16 protein-coding genes are annotated in these 22,717 nt (G+C 72.6%); 9 read left to right on the top strand and 7 right to left on the bottom strand.

Annotation, left to right across the window (positions count from 1 at the left end):
• Positions 1-257: 257 nt before the first annotated feature.
• A complete protein-coding gene (locus tag ACWD6P_RS33405) occupies positions 258-452 on the top strand; it encodes a hypothetical protein (protein ID WP_451447949.1) in 195 nt (64 codons plus the stop codon).
• Positions 453-457: 5 nt separating this feature from the next.
• Here ACWD6P_RS33405 and ACWD6P_RS33410 read toward each other — a convergent pair whose 3' ends face one another.
• Complete coding sequence (locus ACWD6P_RS33410) at positions 458-1,255, bottom strand: site-2 protease family protein (protein ID WP_451447950.1); 798 nt, start codon at positions 1,253-1,255, stop codon at positions 458-460.
• Positions 1,256-1,429: 174 nt separating this feature from the next.
• On the opposite strand from ACWD6P_RS33410, the gene ACWD6P_RS33415 reads away from it, so the two are divergent.
• On the top strand, positions 1,430-4,792 hold the full coding sequence (locus ACWD6P_RS33415; RefSeq protein ID WP_451447963.1) for a BTAD domain-containing putative transcriptional regulator: 3,363 nt from the start codon (positions 1,430-1,432) through the stop codon (positions 4,790-4,792).
• A 51-nt stretch (positions 4,793-4,843) separates the two neighbouring features.
• Here ACWD6P_RS33415 and ACWD6P_RS33420 read toward each other — a convergent pair whose 3' ends face one another.
• The 3 genes from ACWD6P_RS33420 to panB form a co-directional block, all read right to left on the bottom strand.
• Positions 4,844-5,674, bottom strand: coding sequence for an ABC transporter permease (locus ACWD6P_RS33420; RefSeq protein WP_451447951.1), 831 nt, complete (start codon positions 5,672-5,674; stop codon positions 4,844-4,846).
• Positions 5,671-6,708 carry an ATP-binding cassette domain-containing protein gene (locus ACWD6P_RS33425; protein ID WP_451447952.1) on the bottom strand — a complete coding sequence of 346 codons (1,038 nt, stop codon included), beginning with the start codon at positions 6,706-6,708 and terminating at the stop codon, positions 5,671-5,673. The genes ACWD6P_RS33420 and ACWD6P_RS33425 overlap by 4 nt, the downstream gene beginning before the upstream one ends.
• A gap of 129 nt (positions 6,709-6,837) precedes the next feature.
• Positions 6,838-7,743, bottom strand: coding sequence for a 3-methyl-2-oxobutanoate hydroxymethyltransferase (gene panB, locus ACWD6P_RS33430; RefSeq protein WP_451447953.1), 906 nt, complete (start codon positions 7,741-7,743; stop codon positions 6,838-6,840).
• Between the two features lie 192 nt (positions 7,744-7,935).
• On the opposite strand from panB, the gene ACWD6P_RS33435 reads away from it, so the two are divergent.
• The 4 genes from ACWD6P_RS33435 to ACWD6P_RS33450 all read left to right on the top strand — a co-directional run bounded on the left by ACWD6P_RS33435 (position 7,936) and on the right by ACWD6P_RS33450 (position 13,039).
• Positions 7,936-9,564 (top strand): MFS transporter, encoded by a 1,629-nt coding sequence (locus ACWD6P_RS33435; protein WP_451447954.1) that lies wholly within the window; start codon positions 7,936-7,938, stop codon positions 9,562-9,564.
• Entirely contained in the window at positions 9,561-10,220 is a 660-nt protein-coding gene (locus tag ACWD6P_RS33440; protein ID WP_451447955.1) for a TetR/AcrR family transcriptional regulator, read from the top strand. Before ACWD6P_RS33435 ends, ACWD6P_RS33440 begins: the two co-directional genes overlap by 4 nt.
• A gap of 234 nt (positions 10,221-10,454) precedes the next feature.
• Complete coding sequence (locus ACWD6P_RS33445; RefSeq protein WP_451447964.1) at positions 10,455-11,459, top strand: endonuclease/exonuclease/phosphatase family protein; 1,005 nt, start codon at positions 10,455-10,457, stop codon at positions 11,457-11,459.
• Between the two features lie 362 nt (positions 11,460-11,821).
• The gene (locus ACWD6P_RS33450) at positions 11,822-13,039 is read left to right on the top strand and encodes an MFS transporter (protein WP_451447956.1); all 1,218 of its coding nucleotides are present in this window, start codon (positions 11,822-11,824) and stop codon (positions 13,037-13,039) included.
• Positions 13,040-13,046: 7 nt separating this feature from the next.
• Here the strand turns inward: ACWD6P_RS33450 and ACWD6P_RS33455 are convergent, their stop codons facing one another.
• From ACWD6P_RS33455 to ACWD6P_RS33465, 3 genes are all read right to left on the bottom strand, one after another.
• Positions 13,047-14,801, bottom strand: a complete 1,755-nt coding sequence (locus tag ACWD6P_RS33455) for an NAD+ synthase (protein WP_451447957.1) — start codon at positions 14,799-14,801, stop codon at positions 13,047-13,049.
• Positions 14,802-14,908: 107 nt separating this feature from the next.
• Entirely contained in the window at positions 14,909-16,522 is a 1,614-nt protein-coding gene (locus ACWD6P_RS33460) for a multicopper oxidase family protein (protein ID WP_451447958.1), read from the bottom strand.
• Positions 16,523-16,611: 89 nt separating this feature from the next.
• Entirely contained in the window at positions 16,612-16,794 is a 183-nt protein-coding gene (locus tag ACWD6P_RS33465) for a hypothetical protein (protein ID WP_451447959.1), read from the bottom strand.
• 259 nt (positions 16,795-17,053) lie between these two features.
• On the opposite strand from ACWD6P_RS33465, the gene ACWD6P_RS33470 reads away from it, so the two are divergent.
• The 3 genes from ACWD6P_RS33470 to ACWD6P_RS33480 all read left to right on the top strand — a co-directional run bounded on the left by ACWD6P_RS33470 (position 17,054) and on the right by ACWD6P_RS33480 (position 22,538).
• Positions 17,054-17,950: an alpha/beta fold hydrolase gene (locus tag ACWD6P_RS33470; RefSeq protein WP_451447960.1), complete on the top strand. Its 897-nt coding sequence runs from the start codon at positions 17,054-17,056 to the stop codon at positions 17,948-17,950.
• Positions 17,951-18,116: 166 nt separating this feature from the next.
• A complete protein-coding gene (glnA, locus tag ACWD6P_RS33475) occupies positions 18,117-19,478 on the top strand; it encodes a type I glutamate--ammonia ligase (protein ID WP_451447961.1) in 1,362 nt (453 codons plus the stop codon).
• 27 nt (positions 19,479-19,505) lie between these two features.
• Positions 19,506-22,538 (top strand): bifunctional [glutamine synthetase] adenylyltransferase/[glutamine synthetase]-adenylyl-L-tyrosine phosphorylase, encoded by a 3,033-nt coding sequence (locus tag ACWD6P_RS33480; protein WP_451447962.1) that lies wholly within the window; start codon positions 19,506-19,508, stop codon positions 22,536-22,538.
• Positions 22,539-22,717: the final 179 nt, after the last annotated feature.

Consider the following 22,717-nt stretch of genomic DNA (forward strand, 5'->3'; position numbering starts at 1 on the left):
GGCCTGGTGTGTGGACGTAAAGCGAAGCAGTCCGGACACCCTGCCCCGGAGGACCGTCACCGGCACCCGAAAACGCCCCGCGCAGCGGCAACGCCCGCCGCAGGCGCAACGGCGAGAAACCACCACGGCGGGAAAGCCGAAAACGTCGGCCGCGGCAAAGCGCAGCGGAAGGGCAACGGCGACAAACCCCCATGGCGGGACAGCCGAAAACGTGAGGGACACTAGGGGTACCCCACCGTCACCGAGGAGACGCCCCCATGCCCCGCCTTGCACTCATGGCTCTCGCCGTCTGCGTCCTGGCCGTTGCCGCGGCCGTCGTCTCCTTCGCGGAGGGCAGTTTCCTCGGCATCGTGTGGGTGCTGCTGGCCGGCGTCTCCAGCAACATGGCGTGGTTCTACGTGCGCAAGGCGAAGCTGGAGCGGGCCCAGCAGGCCGAAGGGGCAGGTGCCTGACGACGTCAGGCACCTGGTAGCAGCGGCGGCTCGCCCTGCCAGAAGCGGAAGTACTCCTGGCCGAAGTACGTGTCCAGCTGCGAGACGCCGAGGCCGCGCAGGATCGTGTCCACGAGGGCGAAGAACACCTGGTTGACCTCCGGCACCCACAGCAGCCCGAAGACCGCCAGCAGCCCGAACGGCGCGAACGGCTCCACCTGCCGCCGCAGCTTCCGCGGCAGCCACGGCTCGATCACGCCGTAGCCGTCGAGGCCGGGCACCGGTACGAAGTTCAAGATCGCGGCGGTCACCTGGAGCAGCGCGAGGAACGCCAGCGCGAAACGGAACGTGGTGGGCACGCCCGCCAGCCCGCCCAGCCAGAACGGCGCCGTGCACACCGCCGCGAACAGGATGTTCGTCAGCGGTCCGGCGGCCGAGATCAGGCTGTGCCGCCAGCGCCCCCGGATACGGGCGCGCTCGATGAACACCGCGCCGCCCGGCAGCCCGATCCCGCCCATGATCACGAAGACCACCGGCAGCACGATGCTCAGCAGCGCGTGGGTGTACTTGAGCGGGTTCAGCGTCAGATAGCCCTTGGCCTCGACCGAGATGTCGCCGCTGTGCAGGGCGGTGCGGGCGTGCGCGTACTCGTGCAGGCACAGCGAGACCACCCAGCCGGACACCACGAACAAGAAGACCGCGAAGCCGGTGCTCGCAGCGAGCGTGCCGGTCCACACGGCCCATCCCGACACCGCCAGGACGGCGGCGAGCGCCAGGAAGACCGGGCTGATGCGGCGGTCGGCGCGCCGGAGTGCTGTGGTCATGGTGCGGGCTCCCGGGAGTCGCGTGAGGGACAGCCATGACCGTAACCGCGCCGGGGCTGCCGGCGCACGGGTCCCCCCGGATCGGCTTCGCTTCTCCGGCCCCTCCCCGGGCCGCCGCCGGGGAAAGCGGAACTCGGTGGCGGCCGGGTGCCGGTGTTGAACGACAATGGCCGGGTGCGCTACGGAATTCTCGGCACCACCCAGGCCGGCCGGGCCGACGGCACCCCCGTCGCCCTCGGCGGCGCACGCCTGCGCGCGCTGCTCGCCGCCCTCGCGCTGCGCCCCGGCCGCGCACTCTCCCCGGACGTACTGATCGCCGAGGTCTGGGGCGCCGACCCGCCCGCCGACCCGGCCGGTGCGCTGCAGGCGCTGGTCGGCCGGCTGCGCCGGGTCCTGGGCCGGGCCGCCGTCGCCTCGGTCGACGGCGGCTACCTGCTGTGCGCCGAGCCCGACGCCGTCGATCTGCACCGCTTCGAACGGCTCACCGCGGACGGCGGGCGGGCGCTCGCCGAGGCTGACCCGGAGCGGGCCGCCTTACTGCTCGACGAGGCGCTGGCGCTGTGGCGCGGACCGGCCCTCGCCGACCTTCCGGACGCCGGTGCGGAGGCGGCCCGCGCCGAGAACCGCCGCCTGGACGCCCAGCGCACCCGTCTCGCCGCCGACCTCGCCCTCGGCCGTGCCGACCGGGCGCTGCCCGCCCTCCAGGCGCTGTGCCGCGACCACCCCCTCGACGAGCCCCTCCAGGCCCTGCGGCTGCGGGCGCTGCGTGCGGCGGGCCGTACGGCGCAGGCGCTGGCGGCGTACGAGGAGATACGCACCGGCCTCGCCGACCGCCTGGGCGCCGACCCGGGCCCGGAGCTGCGCGCCCTGCACGCGGAGCTGCTCGCCCCGGGACCGGAACCGGCCGCGGCCGCGGATGCCGCCCCCGTCGCGGACCAGGTGAACGGCGTCCCCGCCCGGCCCGGCAACCTGCGGGCCCGGCTCACCTCCTTCGTCGGCCGGGAGGCCGATCTGGCGTCGATACGGGCCGATCTGGCCGAGCACCGGCTGGTGACGCTGCTCGGCCCCGGCGGGGCCGGCAAGACCCGGCTGTCGCAGGAGGGCGCCGAGGCCGCCGCGGCCGCGCTGCCGCATGCCTGGCCACACGGCGTCTGGCTGGCGGAGCTGGCGCCGGTGGACGATCCGCAGACCGTGCCGGAGGCGGTGCTGACCGCGCTCGGCGCCCGCGAGACCGTGGTGCGCGGCACCTCCGCCGAGGGGCTGCGCGCCGCCACCGACCCCACCGCCCTGGACCCGCTCGCCCAGCTCGCCGAGCACTGTGCCGGCCGCCGGATGCTGCTCCTCCTCGACAACTGCGAGCATGTGATCGGTGCCGCCGCCGAGCTCGCCGAGCGGCTGCTGGCCGACTGCCCCGGTGTGACGGTGCTGGCCACCAGCCGCGAGCCGCTGGCCGTACCGGGCGAGGTGCTGCGGCCGGTCGGCCCGCTGCCCGACCCGGTCGCGCTGCGGCTGCTCGCCGACCGCGGGGCCGCCGCCCGCCCCGGCTTCCGTGTCGAGGACGACCCGTCGGCCTGCGCCGAGATCTGCCGCCGGCTCGACGGGCTGCCGCTGGCCGTCGAGCTCGCCGCCGCCCGGCTGCGGCTGCTCTCGCCGCGGCAGCTGGCCGACCGGCTCGATGACCGCTTCCGGCTGCTGACCAGCGGCAGCCGCACCGTACTGCCCCGGCAGCAGACGCTGCGCGCGGTGGTGGACTGGTCCTGGGACCTGACCGACGAGCCCGAGCGGGCGGTGCTGCGCCGGCTGTCCGTCTTCGCCGGCGGCTGCGATCTGGCCGCGGCGGAGGCGGTGTGCGCGGGCGACGGTGTCGAGGGCTACGAGGTGGCCGGGCTGCTCGGCTCGCTGATCGACAAGTCGCTGGTGGTGGCGGCGCCCGTCAGCCAGGGGCGCGGCGTCGGCAGTTCCGGTGGAGCCGGCAGCGGGGAGATGCGCTACCGGCTGCTGGAGACGGTGGCGGAGTACGCCGGTGAGCGGCTGGACGAGGCGGGGGAGCGGGCCGGGGCCGAGCGTCGGCACCTCGTCGCGTACCGCGAACTGGCCCGTACCGGCGATCCGTTGCTGCGCGGGCCCGGCCAGCGTCCCTGTATGGAGCGGCTGGAGCTGGAGCACGACAATCTGCGCACCGCGCTGCGCCGCGCCGTCGCGGCCGGCGACGAGCACGAGGCGCTGTGCCTGGTGCTGTCCCTGCACTGGTTCTGGTCGCTGCGCGATCACCGCTCCGACGCCCGCCACTGGGCCGCCGCGGCCGCCGCGCTCGGCCCCAACCCCTTTCTGAAGCCCGTCGAACCCGCCCCCGAGCTGCATGAACGCCCCATCGACCGGCCGCCGCCGATGGCTCCCGAGCAGCTGACGGAGGCCCGCCGCGAGGTCCGCCTGGTCGCGCTGGCCAGCCTGGACAGCGACATCCAGGCGCTGCGCGACCCGGCGATGCAGGAGGAGCTGGACGGCGTGCTCGCCGCCTACCGCGCCGGCCTGCCGCAGACCTGCCGGGTGCCCGGTGCGATGTGGCACTACGCGGTGCTGCTGACCGGGCAGTTCAACGAGCTGGCGGAGCTCGTCGACGCCTCGGTGCGGGCCTGTCGCGGCTTCGGGTTCGACTGGGAGCTGGCGTACGTCCTGCAGCTCCGCGCCAAGATCTTCAACGACCGGCCGGGCGGACTGCCCCGGGCGGCCCGCGACGCCGACGAGGCGCTGCGGATCTTCCTGCGGACCGGCGACGCCTGGGGCGCGGCCGAGGCGCTGTCGGGGCGGGGCGAGACCCATGAGAAGCGCGGTGCGTACGGGGCCGCGGCGGACGACTACCGGGCGGCGATGGTGCACGCCGAGGAGCTGGGCGCGCACGGCCAGACGCTGCTGCTGCGCTGCCGGCTGGGCGCCGTACTCATCGAGGACGGCCAGGGGGAGGTCGGCGAGCGGATGCTGCGCGAGGTGCTGGCCGAGGCCGCGAAGGGCAACAGCGGCCGGGACACCGAGCCGTTCGCGCGGCTGACGCTGGCCATGCGGCTGACGACGACGGGCCGCTTCCCGGAGGCGCGCAGCGAACTGCTCAAGGTGCAGGAGGTGTTCACACCGCGTGCCCCGGACATGTTCGTCGGGCTGCTGGAGGCGTCGCTGATCTCACTGGATCTGGAGGAGGGGTGCACCGCGGCGGAGCTGCTGCCGCGGTTCCGGAAGGCCCTGGCGACGATGCAGGACTCCCTGACGCAGATGGTCGCCCCCGATATGCCCGTCGTCCATCTCCTCACCGGTGCACGGGTGTTGATGGCCGTACACGGCGACCGGGCGGCTCGGGACGCGGCGCGCCTGGTGGGGGCGTACGACGCGCTGCGGGTCACCGGCAACGTCCCGATGCTGGTCATCCGCGACGAGCGGAGCCGGGCCGAGACGGCGGCGCGGGCGGTGCTGGGCGATGCCGCCTACGAAGACGCCTACGCCGAAGGCGGTGGCCTCTCCCTCGAAGAGGCCACCGCCCTCATCTGACGCGAGCCGGGCGAAGGCCGTCCCGGAGGGAAGCCCCCTCCGGGACGCGCGTCAGGTCTTCTTGCGGAACTTCGCGACCGCCAGCGGCATCGTGACGGCCGTGATGGCGACCGCCCAGCCGAGGGTGACCAGTGTCGGGTGCGCCACCGCGCCGTGGCCGTTGATCAGCGCGCGGGCCGCGTCCGCCAGGTTGGAGAGCGGGTTGACCTTCGTGAAGCCCTCCAGCCAGGCGGGCATCGAGGTCGGCGGAGCGAAGATCGACGAGCCGAACTGCAGCGGCATCAGGACGAGCATCGCCATGCCCTGCACCGCCTGCGGGGTCTTCACGGCGAGCCCCAGCAGGATGAAGATCCACATCAGCGCCGCGCCGAAGGCCATGGACAGCGCGACCGCGCCGAGCAGCTGCAGGACGCCGCCGCCCACTTCGAGGCCCAGCAGGAAGCCCATGCCGAGCAGGATCGCGGTGGCGATCAGCATCCGGCCGAGTTCGACGACGATCTTGGCTATCAGGACCGAGGACCGGGCGATGGGCATCGTCCGGAAGCGGTCCATGACGCCCTTGCGGAAGTCCTCGTTGACGCCCGTGCCCACCGCCATGGCGATGTTCATGCCCATCATGGCCATCATGCCGGGCACCAGATACTGGACGTAGTCGTGCTGGTTGCCCTTGCCGGCGATCGCGCCGCCGAAGACGTACACGAACAGCAGGATGAAGATGATCGGCATCAGCAGGACGTCGAACATCGACTCCGGATCCTGCTTGATCTGAAGGGCGTTGCGCCGCACCAGCGCGCCGATGTGCCGCAGATTGGCGCGCAGGCCGATCCGCCCCTCGTCGGCGCCGGGTTTGGCCAGGGGTGCCGTCATCATGGCGGCCGTCATGCCGATACCTCCGCGTACTGCTGGTCCATGTCGTGCCCGGCCGTCCCGGCGTCCGCGGACTCCGAGGTCTTCTGGCCCGTGATGGCCAGGAACACCTCGTCCAGGCTGGGCAGATGGGTGGATATCCCGGCGAGCGCGAAGCCGCGCTGCCCGAGCACGCCGACCACCGCGGTCAGCTGCTCGTCGCTGATGATCGGGACGTTGACCACACCCCCGTCGTGGTCAGCGGTGGCGCCCCCGATGCCGTCCAGACCGGCCGCCGCGATGGCGCCGGCCATCCGGTCCAGCTCGCCCGGGTCCGCCGGCCGGACCTGCAGCGTCCGCCCGCCGACCTTCGCCTTCAGCTCGTCGACCCGGCCCTCGGCGATCACCCGGCCGCGGTCGATGACCGTCAGCTCGTTCGCCAACTGCTCGGCCTCTTCCATGTACTGGGTCGTCAGCAGCACCGTCGCGCCCTCGCGGACCATCCGCTGGACCTCCTCCCACACCTCGTTGCGGGTGCGGGGGTCCAGGCCGGTGGTCGGCTCGTCCAGATAGAGCACGGCCGGACGGCCGATCATCGAGGCGGCGAGGTCGAGCCGGCGGCGCATACCGCCGGAGTACTTGCCGGCGGGCCGTTTGGCGGCGTCGGTCAGCGAGAACCGCTCCAGCATCTCGTCCGCACGGCGGCGGGCGTCCTTGCGGGACAGATCGAGCAGCCGCCCGATCATGTAGAGGTTCTCCCAGCCGGAGAGCTTCTCGTCGACCGAGGCGTACTGCCCGGTCAGGCCTATCGTGCGGCGCAGCGCGCGGGGCTGGCGCACCACGTCGAAGCCGGCCACGACGGCGCTGCCGGCGTCCGGCACCAGGAGGGTGGACAGGCAGCGTACGAGCGTCGTCTTGCCGGCGCCGTTGGGCCCGAGCACGCCGAGCACCGTGCCTTCCTTCACGTCCAGGTCCACCCCGTCGACGGCCTTGACCTCGCCGAAGTGCTTGACCAGACCGCGCACCTCCACGGCGTTGCCGCCCCTGGTGGATATCGTCTGTCGCGTCATGTCCCCAAAGATGCCAGCCGCCACCGACAACGCACCGACAGTGCGCCGACAGCCGCCGACAGACGGGGAACGGCGGCCGGAACGAGATGTTCCGACCGCCGTGAGGCTCGTTTGGGCCGTGCCGCCCGGTCAGTGGAAGGTGTGCTCCTCGGCGGGGAACGTGCCCCCGACGACCTCCTCGGCGAACGCCTTCGCCGCCCCGCCGAGCAGCTCCCGCATCTGGAGGTACTGCTTGACGAACTTCGGTACCCGGCCCGCGGTCATGCCGGCCATGTCGGTCCACACCAGCACCTGCGCATCGCAGTCCAGGCCCGCGCCGATGCCGACGGTCGGGATGTGCAGCGAGCGGGTCGCCTCGGCGGCGAGCTCGGCCGGGACGGCCTCCAGGACGACCGCGAACGCCCCGGCGTCCTGCACCGCCTTGGCGTCGCGCAGCAACTGCTGGGCGGCCTCCTCGCCGCGGCCCTGCACCGGGTAGCCGCCGTAGGCGTTGACCGACTGCGGGGTCAGCCCGACGTGCGCCATGACCGGGATGCCGGACGAGACCAGCAGCTCCACCTGCTCGGCGGAGCGCTCACCGCCCTCCAGCTTGACGGCGCCGACGCCCGCTTCCTTCACCAGCCGGGTGGCGCTGCGCAGCGCCTGGACCGGCCCTTCCTGGTACGAGCCGAACGGCAGGTCGCCGACGACGAGGCTGCGCTTGGTGCCCCGGACCACCGCCGCGGACAGGAGGGTGATCTCGTCCATCGTGACCGGCACGGTGGACTCGTAGCCGAGGTGGCAGTTGCCCATCGAGTCGCCGACGAGCAGGACGGGGATCCCGGCCTCGTCGAAGACGGACGCGGTCATCGCGTCGTAGGCGGTGAGCATCGGCCACTTCTCGCCGCGCTCCTTGGCGGCGGCGATGTCGCGCACGGTGATCCGGCGCGAGCCGGTGCCCCCGTACAGCGACTTGTTGTGCTCCGAAGCGGGCTTCGCGGCGGACCCGGCCGTGGCCCCGGCGGCCGGCTTCGGGGCAGGCGAAAGCTGCGTCATGGTGACGGCTCCTGTTCGTCATCTCGAGGCACCCTGACGGTGTCCCCGGACTCCCCTCCATGCTGGCACGGCCCCCGCACAAAGGAAAAGGGAGGGGAGCGGCCGGCTCCCGGCACCGGTCCGGGCGGCTCTCCGCTCCCCGCTTTTTCGATACGGAACGGACCCGTATCGAAAAAGCGCTATGGTGTCGCCATGGCCACCTCATCCACTCCGCCCGCCCCACCGGGCGAACCGCCCGCCCGGCAGGTCCCCGACCACATCCACCGCCGCCGGTGGGCGATCCTGTGCACGCTGATGCTCAGCCTGCTGATCGTGGTGCTGGACAACTCCATCCTCAACGTCGCCATGAAGACGATCGCCACACCGTCCCCCACCGGCCTGGGCGCCACCCAGAGCGAGCTGGAGTGGGCGATCAACTCCTACACGCTGGTCTTCGCCGGGCTGCTGTTCACCGCCGGCCTGCTCGGTGACCGCATCGGCCGCAAGAAGGTGCTCCTCTTCGGCCTGCTGGTCTTCGGCACCGGCTCGGTACTCGCCGCCGTCGCCGCCTCGCCCGCCCAGCTGGTCGCCTTCCGTGCCGTGATGGGCCTGGGCGGCGCCTTCGTCATGCCGGCCACCCTCGCCATCCTGATGAACGTCTTCGAGCGCGAGGAGCAGCCCCGGGCGATCGGCGTCTGGGCCGGCGGCGTGGGCCTGGCCATCGCCATCGGCCCGATCGCCGGCGGCCTGCTGCTCGACCACTTCTGGTGGGGCTCGGTCTTCCTCGTCAACGTCCCCATCGTGCTGCTCGCGCTGGTCGCGATGCTGATCCTGGTGCCCGACTCCAAGGACCCCAGCCCCGGCCGGCTGGACCCGGCCGGAGTGCTGCTGTCCGTCGTCGGCCTGGTCCTGTTGATCTACGGGATCATCAAGGGCGGCCAGCTCGCCGACTTCACCGACCCGCAGGTGCTCGGCACGATCGCCGCCGGCCTCGCCGTGCTGGCCGTGTTCGTACTGCACCAGAAGCGCAGCGACCATCCGTCCATCGACATCGGCTACTTCCGCAAGCCCGCGTTCTCGGCCGCCATCGCCGCCGTCGCCCTGGTCTTCTTCGCGCTGATGGGCGTCACGTTCTTCATTGTCTTCTACGTCCAGAGCGTGCGCGGCTACACCCCGCTCCAGGCGGGCCTGCTGATCCTCCCGCTGGCCGCGGCCCAGCTGATCTTCGCGCCGCGGGCCCGGCTCGCCGTGGACCGCTTCGGCGCCCGCGCGGTGTGCACCGTCAGCATGTTCGTGGTGGCCGGCGCCATGGCGGGCCTGCTCCTGCTGGACACCGGCACCCCGATCTGGGTCATGGAGGTGCTGTTCTTCCTCCAGGGCGCCGGCATGGCGCACATCATGCCGCCGGTCACCGTCGCGGTCATGCAGTCGCTGCCGCGCGAGAAGGCCGGCTCCGGGTCGGCGCTCAACAACGTCTTCCGGCAGGTCGGCGGCACCCTCGGCGTCGCCGTCCTCGGCTCGCTGCTGTCCACGACCTACCGCGACGGCATCCAGGGCGAGCTCGACGCGCTGCCCGGTGTACCGGCCGGCGCCCGGCACGCGGCCGGTGAGTCCATCGAGGCCACCCTCGGCCTCGCGGAGCGGCTGGGCCCGGCGGGCCGGCCGCTCGTCGACTCCGCCAAGGACGCCTTCATCCACGCCATACACGTCACCGCCCTCGGCTCGGCCGCGGTCCTTGTGGTCGGAGGCCTGATCGTGCTGGCGTTCCTGCCGGGCAAAATGGGAGCGGCGCCGCAGTCGGCGGAGCCGCAGGACGAGCGGAAGGCGGGCGCAGCGCGATGAGCCGGGCGGCGGACTCCGAGGCGACGGCGGCCGGGGCGGGGCCGGGGCCCAGGGCCCCCGGGCGCCGCGGCCGGCCGCGCAGCGCCGCGGCCGACGACGCCATCATCGAGGCGGTGCTGCGTCTGATCGAAGACGGCGTCTCCATAGGCGACTTGTCCATGGAGCGCATCGCCCGCGAGGCCGGCGTCGGCAAGGCCACGGTCTACCGCCGCTGGCCCGGCAAGAGCGCCCTGATGCTCGACGTCATGCGCTCCCTGGACGCCCAGAGCCCTCAGCTGGAGGGCGACTCGGTACGTGACGACCTGGTCCGCCTGCTGGAGTTCCTGCGCCGCCGGGGGCTGGCCAAGCGCAGCTCCGCGCTGATGCGCACCGTCGTCAGCCATGTCCAGGCCCAGCCCGAGCTGTGGGCCGAGTACCACGACACGGTCGTACGGGCCCGCCATGAGGCGCTGCTCGGCGTGCTGCGCCGCGGCGTGGCCAACGGCGAGATCCGCACCGACCGCGACCTGGAGACCATCGCCGACCTCTTCGTCGGCCCGATGCTGGCCCGCGCCATCCTCCACGAGTGGAAGGAACTGCCCGAGGGGCTCGCCGAGGACATCGTCGACATGGTCCTGGAGGGCGTACGGCCCGCCCCCCGGGCGGCGGCGGGCTGACGCGGGCCGGCGCTCCATATGACCGGACCATGCCCGTTCTGTCACAGCGGCTGTCACGAACGCGCACGCCGGAACCCCGACCTGCCGCCGTCCCGTCCTCCCTTGCGAGAAGGCGCACCCACGGATCCGCCACGGATCTAAGAAAGTGCATTACGGCGATCGCCTAGGGTCGGTGACCACAGGCGAGGCGCACCGGAGCAAGGCAGTGAGGACAGCTACATGGCGCAGGCATACATGACGGAGCCGGGACAGGGACAGGGTCCCGAGCGGGCCGGTTCCCGGGCCGAACGCCTGCGGAACTGGTGGCGTCCGGAAGGGATGTGGCGGCGCGGCATCGTCCTCGCGCTGCTCGCCGTCGTCCTCGGCCTGCTGATGATCCTGCACGCCCGGATCCCCAACACCGTGGGAAACCTGGGCAGTCTGCTGGAGACGTTCCTGCCGTGGCTGGGCCTGTGCATCCCGCTGCTGCTGCTCGCCGCGGTCCTGCGCCGCTCCATGACGGCGCTGATCGCCCTCGTCCTGCCGGTCTTCGCCTGGTTCAACCTCTTCGGCGGCCAGATCACCGACAAGGCCGCCGCCGGCGGCAACCTCACCGTCGTCACCCACAACGTCGACGCCGACAACCCCGACCCCGCGGCCACCGCCAGGGACATCGTGGCGTCGAACGCCGATGTGGTGGCCCTGGAGGAGCTGACCGGCGACGCGCTGCCCACCTACCGCCAGGGGCTGGCGAAGGCGTACCCCTACCACACGGTGCAGGGCACCGTCGGCCTGTGGAGCAAGCGCCCGCTGTCCGACGCCGGGCCGGTGGACATCAAGATGGGCTGGACCCGCGCGCTGCGCGCCACGGTCACCGCCGCCGACGGCCAGCAGTTCGCCGTCTACGTCGCACATCTGCCGTCGGTACGGGTCAAGGTCGAGGCGGGCTTCACCGCGGGCCAGCGCGACGGCAGCGCCGAGGCGCTGGGCGAGGCGATCGCCGCCGACCCGGTCAAGAAGATCATGCTGCTCGGCGACCTCAACGGCACGATGAACGACCGCTCGCTCGCCCCGGTCACCTCCCAGATGCGCTCCGCCCAGGGCGCGGCCGGCGACGGCTTCGGCTTCAGCTGGCCGGCGGGGTTCCCGATGGCCCGGATCGACCAGATCATGATGAAGGGCATGGACCCGGTCAAGGCCTGGGTCATGCCGTCGACCGGCAGCGACCATCTGCCCGTCGCGGCCTCCGTCAAGATCTGACGGGCATCCAAGATCTGACGGGCATCCAAGATCTGACGGGCATCCAAGATCTGACCGGCATCGCGTCAAGGTCTGAACAGCCGCCCAGTCGCGTCACGGAATATCCCCCTTCCCGGCCTCGTTGTGGCCCTGCAAGGGGGCCCGTCTCCCCTTACGGGATCTGTTCGCCCGCCCCCTAGTGGCCGGGCAGCGACCGGGCAGCGGCCAGGCAGCAGACCGGCGAACCGACGTGTGCCCGTAACGCCCCGTTCCCGTGGCGGAATACTGCGCCTGCGAGACTTTGTTCCGTAAGAGAACTTAGTGTGTCCTCTTCACCCCTTCACACACCCCCTTACGGAACGTCCCGAAAGGCTCGGTCTTCCATGCCCTTGGCTCTGCTCGCGCTTGCGATCTCGGCCTTCGGAATCGGTACCACGGAATTCGTGATGATGGGCCTGCTGCCCAACGTCGCGGACGATCTGGGCACGTCCGTGCCCACCGCCGGCTACCTCGTCTCCGCCTACGCCCTCGGCGTGGTCATCGGCGCACCGCTGCTGACCGCCCTCGGCTCCCGTGTCCCGCGCAAGCGGATGCTGGTCCTCCTGATGGCGGTCTTCACGGTCGGCAACCTCGCCTCCGCCCTGGCCCCGGGCTTCGGCCTGCTGATCGCCGGCCGGCTGCTGGCCGGCCTTCCGCACGGCGCGTTCTTCGGCGTCGGCGCGGTGGTCGCCGCCCGGCTGGTGCGCGAGGGCCGCCAGGCGCGTGCGGTCGCCACCATGTTCCTCGGCCTGACCATCGCCAACATCGTCGGCGTGCCCGCCGCCACCCTCCTCGGGCAGCAGTTCGGCTGGCGCGCCACCTTCCTGATCGTGGCCGGCATCGGCCTGGTCGCCATGGCCTGCCTGGCCCGGCTGATCCCGCCGCTGCCCGCCGAGGAACGCACCGGCCTGGCCCGCGAGCTGCGCGCACTGTGCGGCGGCCAGGTGCTGCTCGGCCTGGTGACCACGGTCTTCGGCTTCGCCGGCATCTTCGCGGTCTACAGCTACCTGGCCTCGATGATGACCGAGGTCACCGGCTTCGCCGAGGGCTCGGTCCCGCTCGTCCTCGCGCTCTTCGGCATCGGCATGACCCTCGGCGCCCTCGCCGCGGGCCCGCTCACCGACCGCGCGTTGCGCCCGACCCTGTACGGCTCGCTCGCCGCCCTGGCCCTCGTACTGACCGCGTTCCACTTCACCGCCCAGGTCAAGTGGGCCGCCCTGGTCACCGTCGTCCTGATCGGCGCGGTCGGCTTCCTGACCACCACCCCGCTGCAGATGCTGGTCATGAACAAGGCCCAGCAGGCCCCGACGCTGGCCGCCGCCTCCAACCAGTCGGCCTTCAACCTCGCCAACGCCGGCGGCGCCTGGGTCGGGGGCCTCGCCCTGGCGGCCGGCTGGGGCTGGACGTCCCCGACGCTGGTCGGCGCGGTCCTGGCCGCCCTCGGCCTGGCCGTCGCCGTCGTGGCCGGTCTGCTGGACCGCGGTGCGCGGGACGGCTCGCGCGTCGTGGCGCGCGGCCGGGAGGCGGAGGCGGCCGCGAAGGCCGACACCGCCGCGGGGTGAGCCCCCGTCAGCTCCCCTCCCGCCAGTGGTTGGTGATCGGCAGGCGCCGGTCCTTGCCGAAGCCCTTGGCGGAGATCTTGGGGCCGGGCGGGTACTGGCGGCGCTTGTACTCGGCGTGGTCGACCATCCGCAGGACGCGGGTGACCAGGGGCTCGTCGAAGCCCCGGGCGATGATCTCCTCGCGGCCGAGGTCGCGGTCGACGTAGAGCTCCAGGATGCGGTCGAGGATGTCGTAGTCGGGCAGCGAGTCGGTGTCGACCTGGCCGGGGCGAAGCTCCGCGCTCGGCGGCTTGGTGAGGGTGTTCTCCGGGATCGGCGGGGTTTGGCCGCGGTCGGCGGCGGCCTGGTTGCGCCAGCGCGCGAGCTGGTAGACGACGGACTTGTAGACGTCCTTGATGGGGCCGTAGCCGCCCACCGAGTCGCCGTAGAGCGTCGAATAGCCGCAGGCCAGCTCGGACTTGTTGCCGGGGGCGAGGACCAGGTGGCCCTCCTGGTTGGAGATGGCCATCAGGGTCGTACCGCGCAGGCGCGACTGGAGGTTCTCCTCGGCGAGGCCGGTCAGGGAGAGGGACTCCATGTACGCGTCGAACATCGGGCCGATCGGGACCGTACGGAAGGACAGGCCCGTGCGGCGGGCGAGTTCGGCGGCGTCGCTCAGGGAGTGGTCGGAGGAGTAGCGGGAGGGCATCGCCACCGCGTGGACATGGGCGGCGCCCAGCGCGTCGCAGGCGAGCGCGGCGACCAGGGCCGAGTCGATCCCGCCGGAGAGGCCGAGCACGACGCTGGTGAAGCCGTTCTTGGCGACGTAGGCGCGCAGGCCGACGACGAGCGCGGTGTAGATCTCCTCCAGGTCGCCGAGGCGCTCGGCCTGCCCGCCGAGGGTTTCGGCGGGGTAGGGCGGCAGCGGCTCGGCGGAGAGGGTGAGGTGGTCGACGCGCAGGCCGTCGTCCAGGACGCCGGACGGCGGCTGCGGTGCCGCGGCGGGCAGGTCGAGGTCGACCAGCACACAGCCCTCCGCGAACTGCGGCGCCCGCGCGATCACCCCGCCGTCCTTGTCGACGACGATCGAGTCGCCGTCGAAGACCAGCTCGTCCTGGCCGCCGATCATCGCGAGATAGGCCGTGGTGCAGCCGGCCTCCTGGGCGCGCTTGCGGACCAGCTCCAGGCGGGTGTCGTCCTTGTCCCGCTCGTACGGCGAGGCGTTGACGGACACCAGCAGCCCGGCGCCCGCGCTGCGGGCGGCCGGGACCCGGCCGCCGTCCTGCCACAGGTCCTCGCAGATGGCGAGCGCGACATCGACGCCGTGCACCCGTACGACGGGCAGCGTGTCGCCGGGGACGAAGTAGCGGAACTCGTCGAAGACGCCGTAGTTGGGCAGGTGGTGCTTGGCGAAGCTGAGCGCCACCTCGCCGTCGTGGAGCACGGCGGCGGCGTTCTGGGGCGCGCCGGCCGGGCGTCCGTAGCGCGGCCCGGCCTGCTCGCCGCGGTCGAGGTAGCCGACGATGACGGCCAGGCCGCCCAGGCCCTCGTCGGCCAGCCGCCGGGCCAGCGCCCGCAGTGCGGTGCGGCTCGCCTCGACGAACGACGGGCGCAGCGCGAGGTCCTCGACGGGGTAGCCGGTCAGCGCCATCTCGGGGAACGCGACGAGGTGTGCGCCCTGGCCGGCGGCGTGCCGGGTCCAGTGCACGATCGTCTCGGCGTTCTGGGCGAGATCGCCGACACAGGAATCGATCTGATTGAGGGCGAGACGAAGTTGAGGCACCCGCCCAGTGTAATCGTCTTTCTGACGCAATGGGGGTGTGTCGGCTCCGCTCCGGGCCTGGGGGAGGGGGCCCGCCGGTCGTGCGGGCCACCCTCCCGCGCGGCCGGTTACTTCGGCAGCCGGTAGCCGAGGACCGTCATCATCCCGGACTCCGAGTGGTAGATGTTGTGGCAGTGCGTCATCCACAGACCGGGGTTGTCGGCGTCGAACTCGACGGCCACCTTCTTGCCCGGCAGCATGATCGTGGTGTCCTTGCGGGGGCCGCCGTCGGGCAGTGCGAAGGTGTGCCCGTGCAGATGCATCGGGTGCCACATCTTGGTCTTGTTGCGGAAGACGATCCGCACCCGCTCCCCCTGCTCCACGGGGTACCGCTGTGACGGGGTGTACGGCTTCCCGTTGATCGCCCAGTTCCACTTCTCCATCGTGCCGGTGAGGTTCATCCGGATGGTGCGGTCGGGCTCGCGGTCGTCGAGCAGGCACGATTCGTCGGCCTTGAGTTTGTCCGCGCTCAGGCCCCCGCTCCGCAGCTCCTTCGGGCGGATCTTGGGGTCGGGGGCCTCGCCGCTCCCGGTGCGCAGCAGGGCCTGTGCGGTCTGGTTGTTCTTGCCCGCCGAGAGCGCGGTGAGCGGGAAGACCCCGTCCTTGGCCGTGACCAGCACGTCGTAGCGCTCGGCCATGCCGATGAGCAGGCTGTCGGTCTTCTGGTGCGCCACCGCGAAGCCGTCGGTGTGGGTCACGGTCATCATGTGGTCGCCGAGCGCGACCCGGTAGGCGGTGTCGCCGCTGGCGTTGATGAAGCGGATCCGGATGCGGTCGCCGGGTTTGGCGCGGAAGGTCTCGCGGTCGTCGCGCGTCTTGCCGTTCATCAGGTGGTACGGATGTTCGACGGTGCCCGAGAAGTCGTCGCCGTCGTCGTCGTCCATCCGGCCCATGGCGCCCCGCACCATCCGGGACGCGGCGGCCTCGGCCCGTCTGCCGCCCCGGTGCTCCATCTGCAGCTCCCCGTGGCCCATCGGCCCGCCGGGCTTGTCCTTGTTCAGCTCGGCCAGGACCGCGTCCGGGGTGACGCCGTCGACCCCGTCGAGCCAGTCGTCGATCACGACGATCCACTCCTTGTCGTAGGAGAGCGGCTCGTCGGGGTCGTCGACGATCAGCGGCGCGTACAGCCCCCGGTCCAGCTGCACGCCGACGTGCGGATGGATCCAGTGCGTACCGGGCGTCGAGGCCGTGAAGAGGTAGTTGAAGGAATCGCCGGTCTTGACGGCCCGCTGGGTGACGCCGGGGACGCCGTCCATGTCGTTGCGCAGCTGCAGTCCGTGCCAGTGGATGGTGGTGGGCTGCGGGAGGCGGTTGCGCAGGTGCAGCGCGATCCGCTCACCCGCGGTGACCCGGATCAGCCGGCCCGGCAGCCGGTGTCCGTACGCCCAGGTCTTGACGGTCACGCCGCCCAGGTCGAGCTCGGTCTCGGTGGCGGTCAGCGAGAAGTACCGGACGGGGCCCCGGCCCCGCTCGTTCTCGGCCTCGGCGACCTCCGGGCCGAAGGGGGAGACATAGCCGGCCGGGGGGCGGTTGTCCCGGCGGGCACCGGGCGAGTCGTCGGGGGCGCCCCCGCCGTACCAGGTGTCCGGGGCGGAGGAGGCGAGGGAACGGGGGGCCAGCAGCCCGCTTCCGGCGGCGGCGAGACCCGCGCCGAGCACGGCGCGGCGGGAGTGCGTACGCATAGGGAAAGCACCTCGTGGCGATGTCGGTGTGAAGGGTGGTCTGTTCGGGGGCGCTGCCGCGGGCTCCGGAGCGTCGGCGGCGGGCGCTCCTACACGCGCGGCACCGACAGGGGGGCGAGGAGTACGGGACGCGGCGGCGCGGATATCGGCCAGCGGCCGCGCAGCGGCCGAGTGCGCAGAGCCGCGAGGGCGCGGGAGGCGAGGGGGCCGGCGGCCTGCGGGGCGAACGGCAGGCGGCCGCACCACGCGGCGGCCTCGCCCTGTTCCCGCATCGCGGACCTCCCGACGGAATGACCCATGGGCGGCAGCCCCTGGGCCGCCGCCACTCGAACACTACCCCCGAGGGGTATCGGCCTCCAGCGCTGTCCGCCGAACGGAGTGGCGCCCGCCTATCCTTGCGCTGCTCATGGGCTGCGCGGCCCGGTACGGAACCGCGCCCCACCTGAAGCACGCGGCGGCAGAACGGGCATCACAGGAGCAGACCCCGGGCCACCACGCCCCCGGCGAACCCTCGGCAGGACAAGGAGACCGATGAACCGACACCTGCGCCCGCTCCCCGCCCCCGGCCGGTTCCTGCACGTCGACGGCGCCGTGCTGCACGTCCTGACCGAGGGGAGCGGCCCGGTCTGCGTCCTGAGCGGCGGCCTCGGGATGGCCTGGTTCGACTGGGACGCGGTCGCCGCGCTGCTCGCCCCGTACCGCACCGTCGTCCGGTTCGACCGCCCCGGCCTCGGCCTGAGCGCCCCGGCGCCCGCGCCGCCCACCCTCGCCGCCGAGGCGGACCGGATCGCCCGCCTCCTCGACGCGCTCGGACACACCGGCCCCGCCACCGTCGTCGGCCACTCGCTCGCCGGATTCCACGCCGAGGCGTTCGCCCGGCTCCACCCGGACCGCTGCGCCGGCCTGGTCCTCGTCGACGCCAGCATCGAGGAGCACCCCCGGCCCCGGCTGCCGCGCGCGGTGCGCACCGCCTGGGCGGGCGGCCTGGCCGGCGCGGTGTCCGCCGCCGGACTGGCGCGCGCCCTGGGCCCCGCAGCCCGTCGCCTGATAGGCCGCGCCTCGACCGTGGGCAGCCACCCGCCGCACCCGTGGGAGCGCGCCGGGTACCGCACCAGCCGGGTCGTACGCGCCTGCGCCCTGGAGAACGCCACCTACCCCTACCAGGCCGCCGAGCTCGTCGCACTGCGCCCGCAGCGCCCGATGCCCGACCTGCCGGTGACGGTCCTGGCGGCCTACGACGGCAGCGAGACACCCGGACGGCTGCGCTGGCTGGAACGGCAGCGGGCGCTCGCCGCGGAGCTCGGCGGCCGGTTCGCGGTCGCCGCGCCCGCGGGCCATCTGGTGATGGCCGATGTGCCGGAGTCGGTGGCGCAGGCGGTGCTGGATCTGACGGGGACGGGGCGCGACGCGGCGGCGTCGTCCGCCTGAGCCGGCGCTTCGTGGGAAGGATCAGGGCGGGGGTTACGGGACTGCGGTTCTGATTCAGGCCAAGGGTGCGTAATGTGACGGTAACCCCCTCACGTGATACTGGTGTGCCACGCACGATGATCCACGTGCGCGGACAGGCCGATTGACCTGCAAGGATTGGTGACCCATGGACAAGCAGCAGGAGTTTGTGCTCCGTACGCTCGAGGAGCGCGACATCCGCTTCGTACGGCTGTGGTTCACCGATGTACTCGGGTTCCTCAAGTCCGTGGCGGTGGCCCCGGCCGAGCTGGAGCAGGCCTTCGACGAGGGCATCGGCTTCGACGGCTCGGCCATCGAAGGGTTCGCCCGGGTGTACGAGTCCGACATGATCGCCAAGCCGGACCCGGGCACCTTCCAGATCCTGCCCTGGCGCGCCGAGGCCCCCGGCACCGCCCGGATGTTCTGCGACATCCTGATGCCGGACGGCTCCCCCTCGTACGCGGACCCGCGCTATGTCCTCAAGCGCATCCTGGCCAAGACCTCCGACCTCGGCTTCACCTTCTACACCCACCCCGAGATCGAGTTCTTCCTGCTGAAGGACAAGCCCGTCGACGGCTCCCGGCCGATCCCGGGCGACTCCTCCGGCTACTTCGACCACACCCCGCAGAACGTCGGCATGGACTTCCGCCGGCAGGCCATCACGATGCTGGAGTCGATGGGCATCTCGGTGGAGTTCAGCCACCACGAGGGCGCCCCCGGCCAGCAGGAGATCGATCTGCGCTACGCCGACGCGCTCTCGACCGCCGACAACATCATGACGTTCCGGCTGGTCATGAAGCAGGTCGCGCTGGAGCAGGGCGTCCAGGCCACCTTCATGCCCAAGCCGTTCTCCGAATACCCCGGCTCCGGCATGCACACCCACCTCTCCCTCTTCGAGGGCGACCGCAACGCCTTCCACGAGTCCGGCTCGGAGTACCAGCTCTCCAAGGTGGGGCGCTCGTTCATCGCCGGTCTGCTGCGCCACGCCGGCGAGATCTCCGCCGTCACCAACCAGTGGGTCAACTCCTACAAGCGCATCTGGGGCGGCGCCAACCGCACCGCGGGCGCCGGCGGCGAGGCCCCCTCCTACATCTGCTGGGGCCACAACAACCGCTCCGCGCTCATCCGCGTCCCGATGTACAAGCCCGGCAAGATGGGCTCGACCCGGGTCGAGGTCCGCTCGATCGACTCCGGCGCCAACCCGTATCTGACCTACGCGGTACTGCTCGCGGCCGGCCTCAAGGGCATCGAGGAGGGCTACGAGCTGCCGGCCGGCGCCGACGACGACGTGTGGGCGCTGTCCGACTCGGAGCGCCGGGCGATGGGCATCGAGCCGCTGCCGCAGAACCTCGGCGAGGCCATCGAGCTCATGGAGCGCAGCGAACTGGTCGCCGAGACCCTCGGCGAGCACGTCTTCGACTTCTTCCTGCGCAACAAGAAGCAGGAATGGGAGGAGTACCGGTCGGAGGTCACCGCCTTCGAGCTGCGCAAGATGCTGCCCGTGCTCTGAGCCACCGCGCCACCGAGAGGCCGCATCATGGCACTTCCCGCCCCGCAGGGACGGCGGAGCAGCACCTTCACCCGGCTGCTGAGGCACGGTTTCACCGACCCCTCGGCGGCCGGGGAGCTGCTCGACACCCCCGAACTCGCCCCCGTACGCGACGACTCGGTGCTGCTGGAGGCGCTCGGGACCACCGCGGACCCGGATCTCGCGCTGCGCGGTCTGGTCCGGCTGGTGGAGGCGCTGGCGCCGGACGAGCAGCAGGCGCTGCTGAGCACCGTCGTCGCGGCCAAACCGCTGCGCGACCGGCTGCTGGGGGTGATGGGCGCCTCCGAGGCGCTCGCCGACCACCTCGCCCGCCATCCGGAGGACTGGCGGTCGCTGGTCACCTACGAGTCGGTCGATCTGCACCCCACCACGCCCGAGTTCGAGCAGGCGCTCGCCGAGGGCGTCTGGGGCGAGCGGGGCATCGGCCGGCCGCGTGCCGACGCGCTGCGCATGGCCTACCGCCGGGCCCTGCTGGGCATCGCGGCCCGGGACGTGTGCGGCACGACCGATGTCGCCGAGGCCGCCGCGGAGCTCGCCGACCTCGCCACCGCCACCATCCGGGCCGCCCTGGAGATCTCCTACGAGGAGGCCCCCGGCGACGCCGCGGTGTGCCGGCTGGCGGTCATCGGCATGGGCAAGTGCGGCGGCCGGGAGCTGAACTACGTCTCCGACGTCGATGTCATCTTCGTCGCCGAGGCCAAGGAGGGCGTCGACGAGGCCAAGGCGCTGCAGGCCGCGACCCGGCTCGCCGCGCGGATGATGCGGCTGTGTTCGGACAACACCGTCGAGGGCACGATCTGGCCGGTGGACGCCAACCTGCGGCCCGAGGGCCGCAACGGCCCGCTGGTGCGCACGCTCAGCAGCCACCTCGCCTACTACCAGCGCTGGGCCAAGACCTGGGAGTTCCAGGCGCTGCTCAAGGCCCGCCCGATGGCCGGTGACCTGGGCCTGGGGCAGGAGTACGTGGACGCGCTGGCCCCGATGGTGTGGGAGGCCGCAGAGCGGGAGAACTTCGTCTCCGATGTGCGCCAGATGCGCCGCCGGGTCGTCGAGAACATCCCCGCGGCCCAGGTCGAGCGGGAGCTCAAGCTCGGCCCCGGCGGGCTGCGCGACGTCGAATTCGCCGTCCAGCTGCTGCAGTTGGTGCACGGCCGCAGCGACGCCACGCTGCGCAGCGCCACCACCCTGGACGCGCTGGCGGCGCTGGCCGCCGGCGGCTACGTCGGACGCCAGGACGCCGCGGCCCTGGACGCCGCCTACCGCTTTCTGCGTACCTTGGAGCACCGCATCCAGCTCTTCCGGATGCGCCGCACCCACCTGATGCCCGAGGAAGAGGCCGAACTCCGGCGCCTGGCACGGTCGTTGGAGCTGAGAACCGAGCCGGTCGACACCCTCCGCAAGGAGTGGAGGTGGCATGCTCGAGAGGTGCGCCGACTGCATGAGAAGCTCTTCTACCGCCCTCTGCTCGATGCCGTCGCCCATCTGGAACCCGGCGAGGCACGGCTGTCCGCCCGAGCCGCCCGGCACCGCCTAGAAGCGCTCGGCTACGCCGACCCGGCGTCCGCGCTGCGGCACCTGGAGGCACTGGCCTCCGGGGTGACCCGCAAGGCCGCCATCCAGCGGACGCTGCTGCCCGTGCTGCTCGCCTGGTTCGCGGACTCCGCCGACCCGGACGCCGGGCTGCTCAACTTCCGCAAGGTCTCCGACGCGCTCGGCAAGACGCCCTGGTACCTGCGGCTGCTGCGCGACGAGGGCGCGGCCGCGGAGAACCTCGCCCGGGTGCTGTCCGCCGGCCGGCTCGCCCCCGACCTGCTGCTGCGCGCCCCCGAGGCGGTCGCGCTGCTCGGCGCCCCCGACGGGCTCCAGCCGCGCACCCGGGCCGCGCTGGAGCAGGAGGTGCTGGCCGCGGTCGGCCGCGCGGACGGCGCGGAGGCGGCCGTCGCGGCGGCCCGCGGGGTGCGCCGCCGCGAGCTGTTCCGTACGGCCGCGGCGGATGTGATCGGCGCGTACGGCACGGAGTCCAGCCCGGCCGACAAGGACCACGGCCACTCGGTCGACGCGGTCGGCTCCGCGCTCTCCGACCTCAACGCCGCCACCGTCGCCGGTGCGCTGCGCGCCGCGGTCCGCGAGCGCTGGGGCGACACCCTGCCCACCCGCTTCGCGGTCATCGGCATGGGCCGCTTCGGCGGCCACGAACTCGCCTACGGCTCGGACGCCGACGTCCTCTTCGTCCACGAACCGCGCGAGGGCGCCGACGAGCAGGAAGCCGCCAAGGCCGCCCACGCCGTCGCCAACGAGATGCGCCGGCTGCTCGAACTCCCCTCCTCCGACCCGCCGTTGCCCATCGACGCCGATCTGCGCCCCGAGGGCCGCTCCGGCCCCCTGGTGCGCACGCTCGCCTCGTACGCGGCCTACTACCGGCGCTGGTCGCTGGTGTGGGAGGCGCAGGCCCTGCTGCGCGCCGAACCGGTCGCGGGCGACGAGGAGCTGGGGCAGCGCTTCATCGAGCTGGTGGACCCGCTCCGCTACCCGGCCGAGGGCCTGGGGGAGGACGCGGTCCGCGAGATCCGCAAGCTCAAGGCCCGCATGGAGTCCGAGCGGATGCCCCGCGGCGCGGACCCGACCACCCATGCCAAGCTGGGGCGCGGCGGTCTGAGCGATGTCGAGTGGACGGTGCAGCTGCTGCAGATGCAGCACGGCTGGGAGATCCCCGGCCTGCGCACCACCCGCACCCGCGAGGCACTGGCCGCCGCCCACGCCGCCGGCCTGATCGACACCGAGGACGCCCAGACCCTCGACGAGGCCTGGGTACTGGCCGCGCGGGTGCGCAACGCGGTGATGCTGGTACGGGCCCGCGCCGGCGACACCTTCCCCACCGACGGCCGCGAGCTGGCCGCCGTCGGCCGCTACCTCGGCTACGAGGAGGGCCACGTCGGCGAGATGATCGACGACTACCGACGCATCACGCGACGGGCGCGGGGGGTTGTGGAGGACATCTTCTACGAGGGCCGCTCCCGCTGATCCGTTGCACTTTGCCTGCCGCGCACGTTTTCGGCTTTCCCGCCGTGGGGGTTGCTGTTGGTTCGCCTGCGGCGGGCTGGGTGCCGCTGCGCGGGGCTTTTCGGGTGGCGGTGGCGGTCCTCCGGGGCAGGGTGTCCGGACTGCTTCGCTTTACGTCCGGAGGGGACCCCGCGGCGAGC

Source organism: Streptomyces sp. NPDC002446 (genome assembly GCF_053595675.1).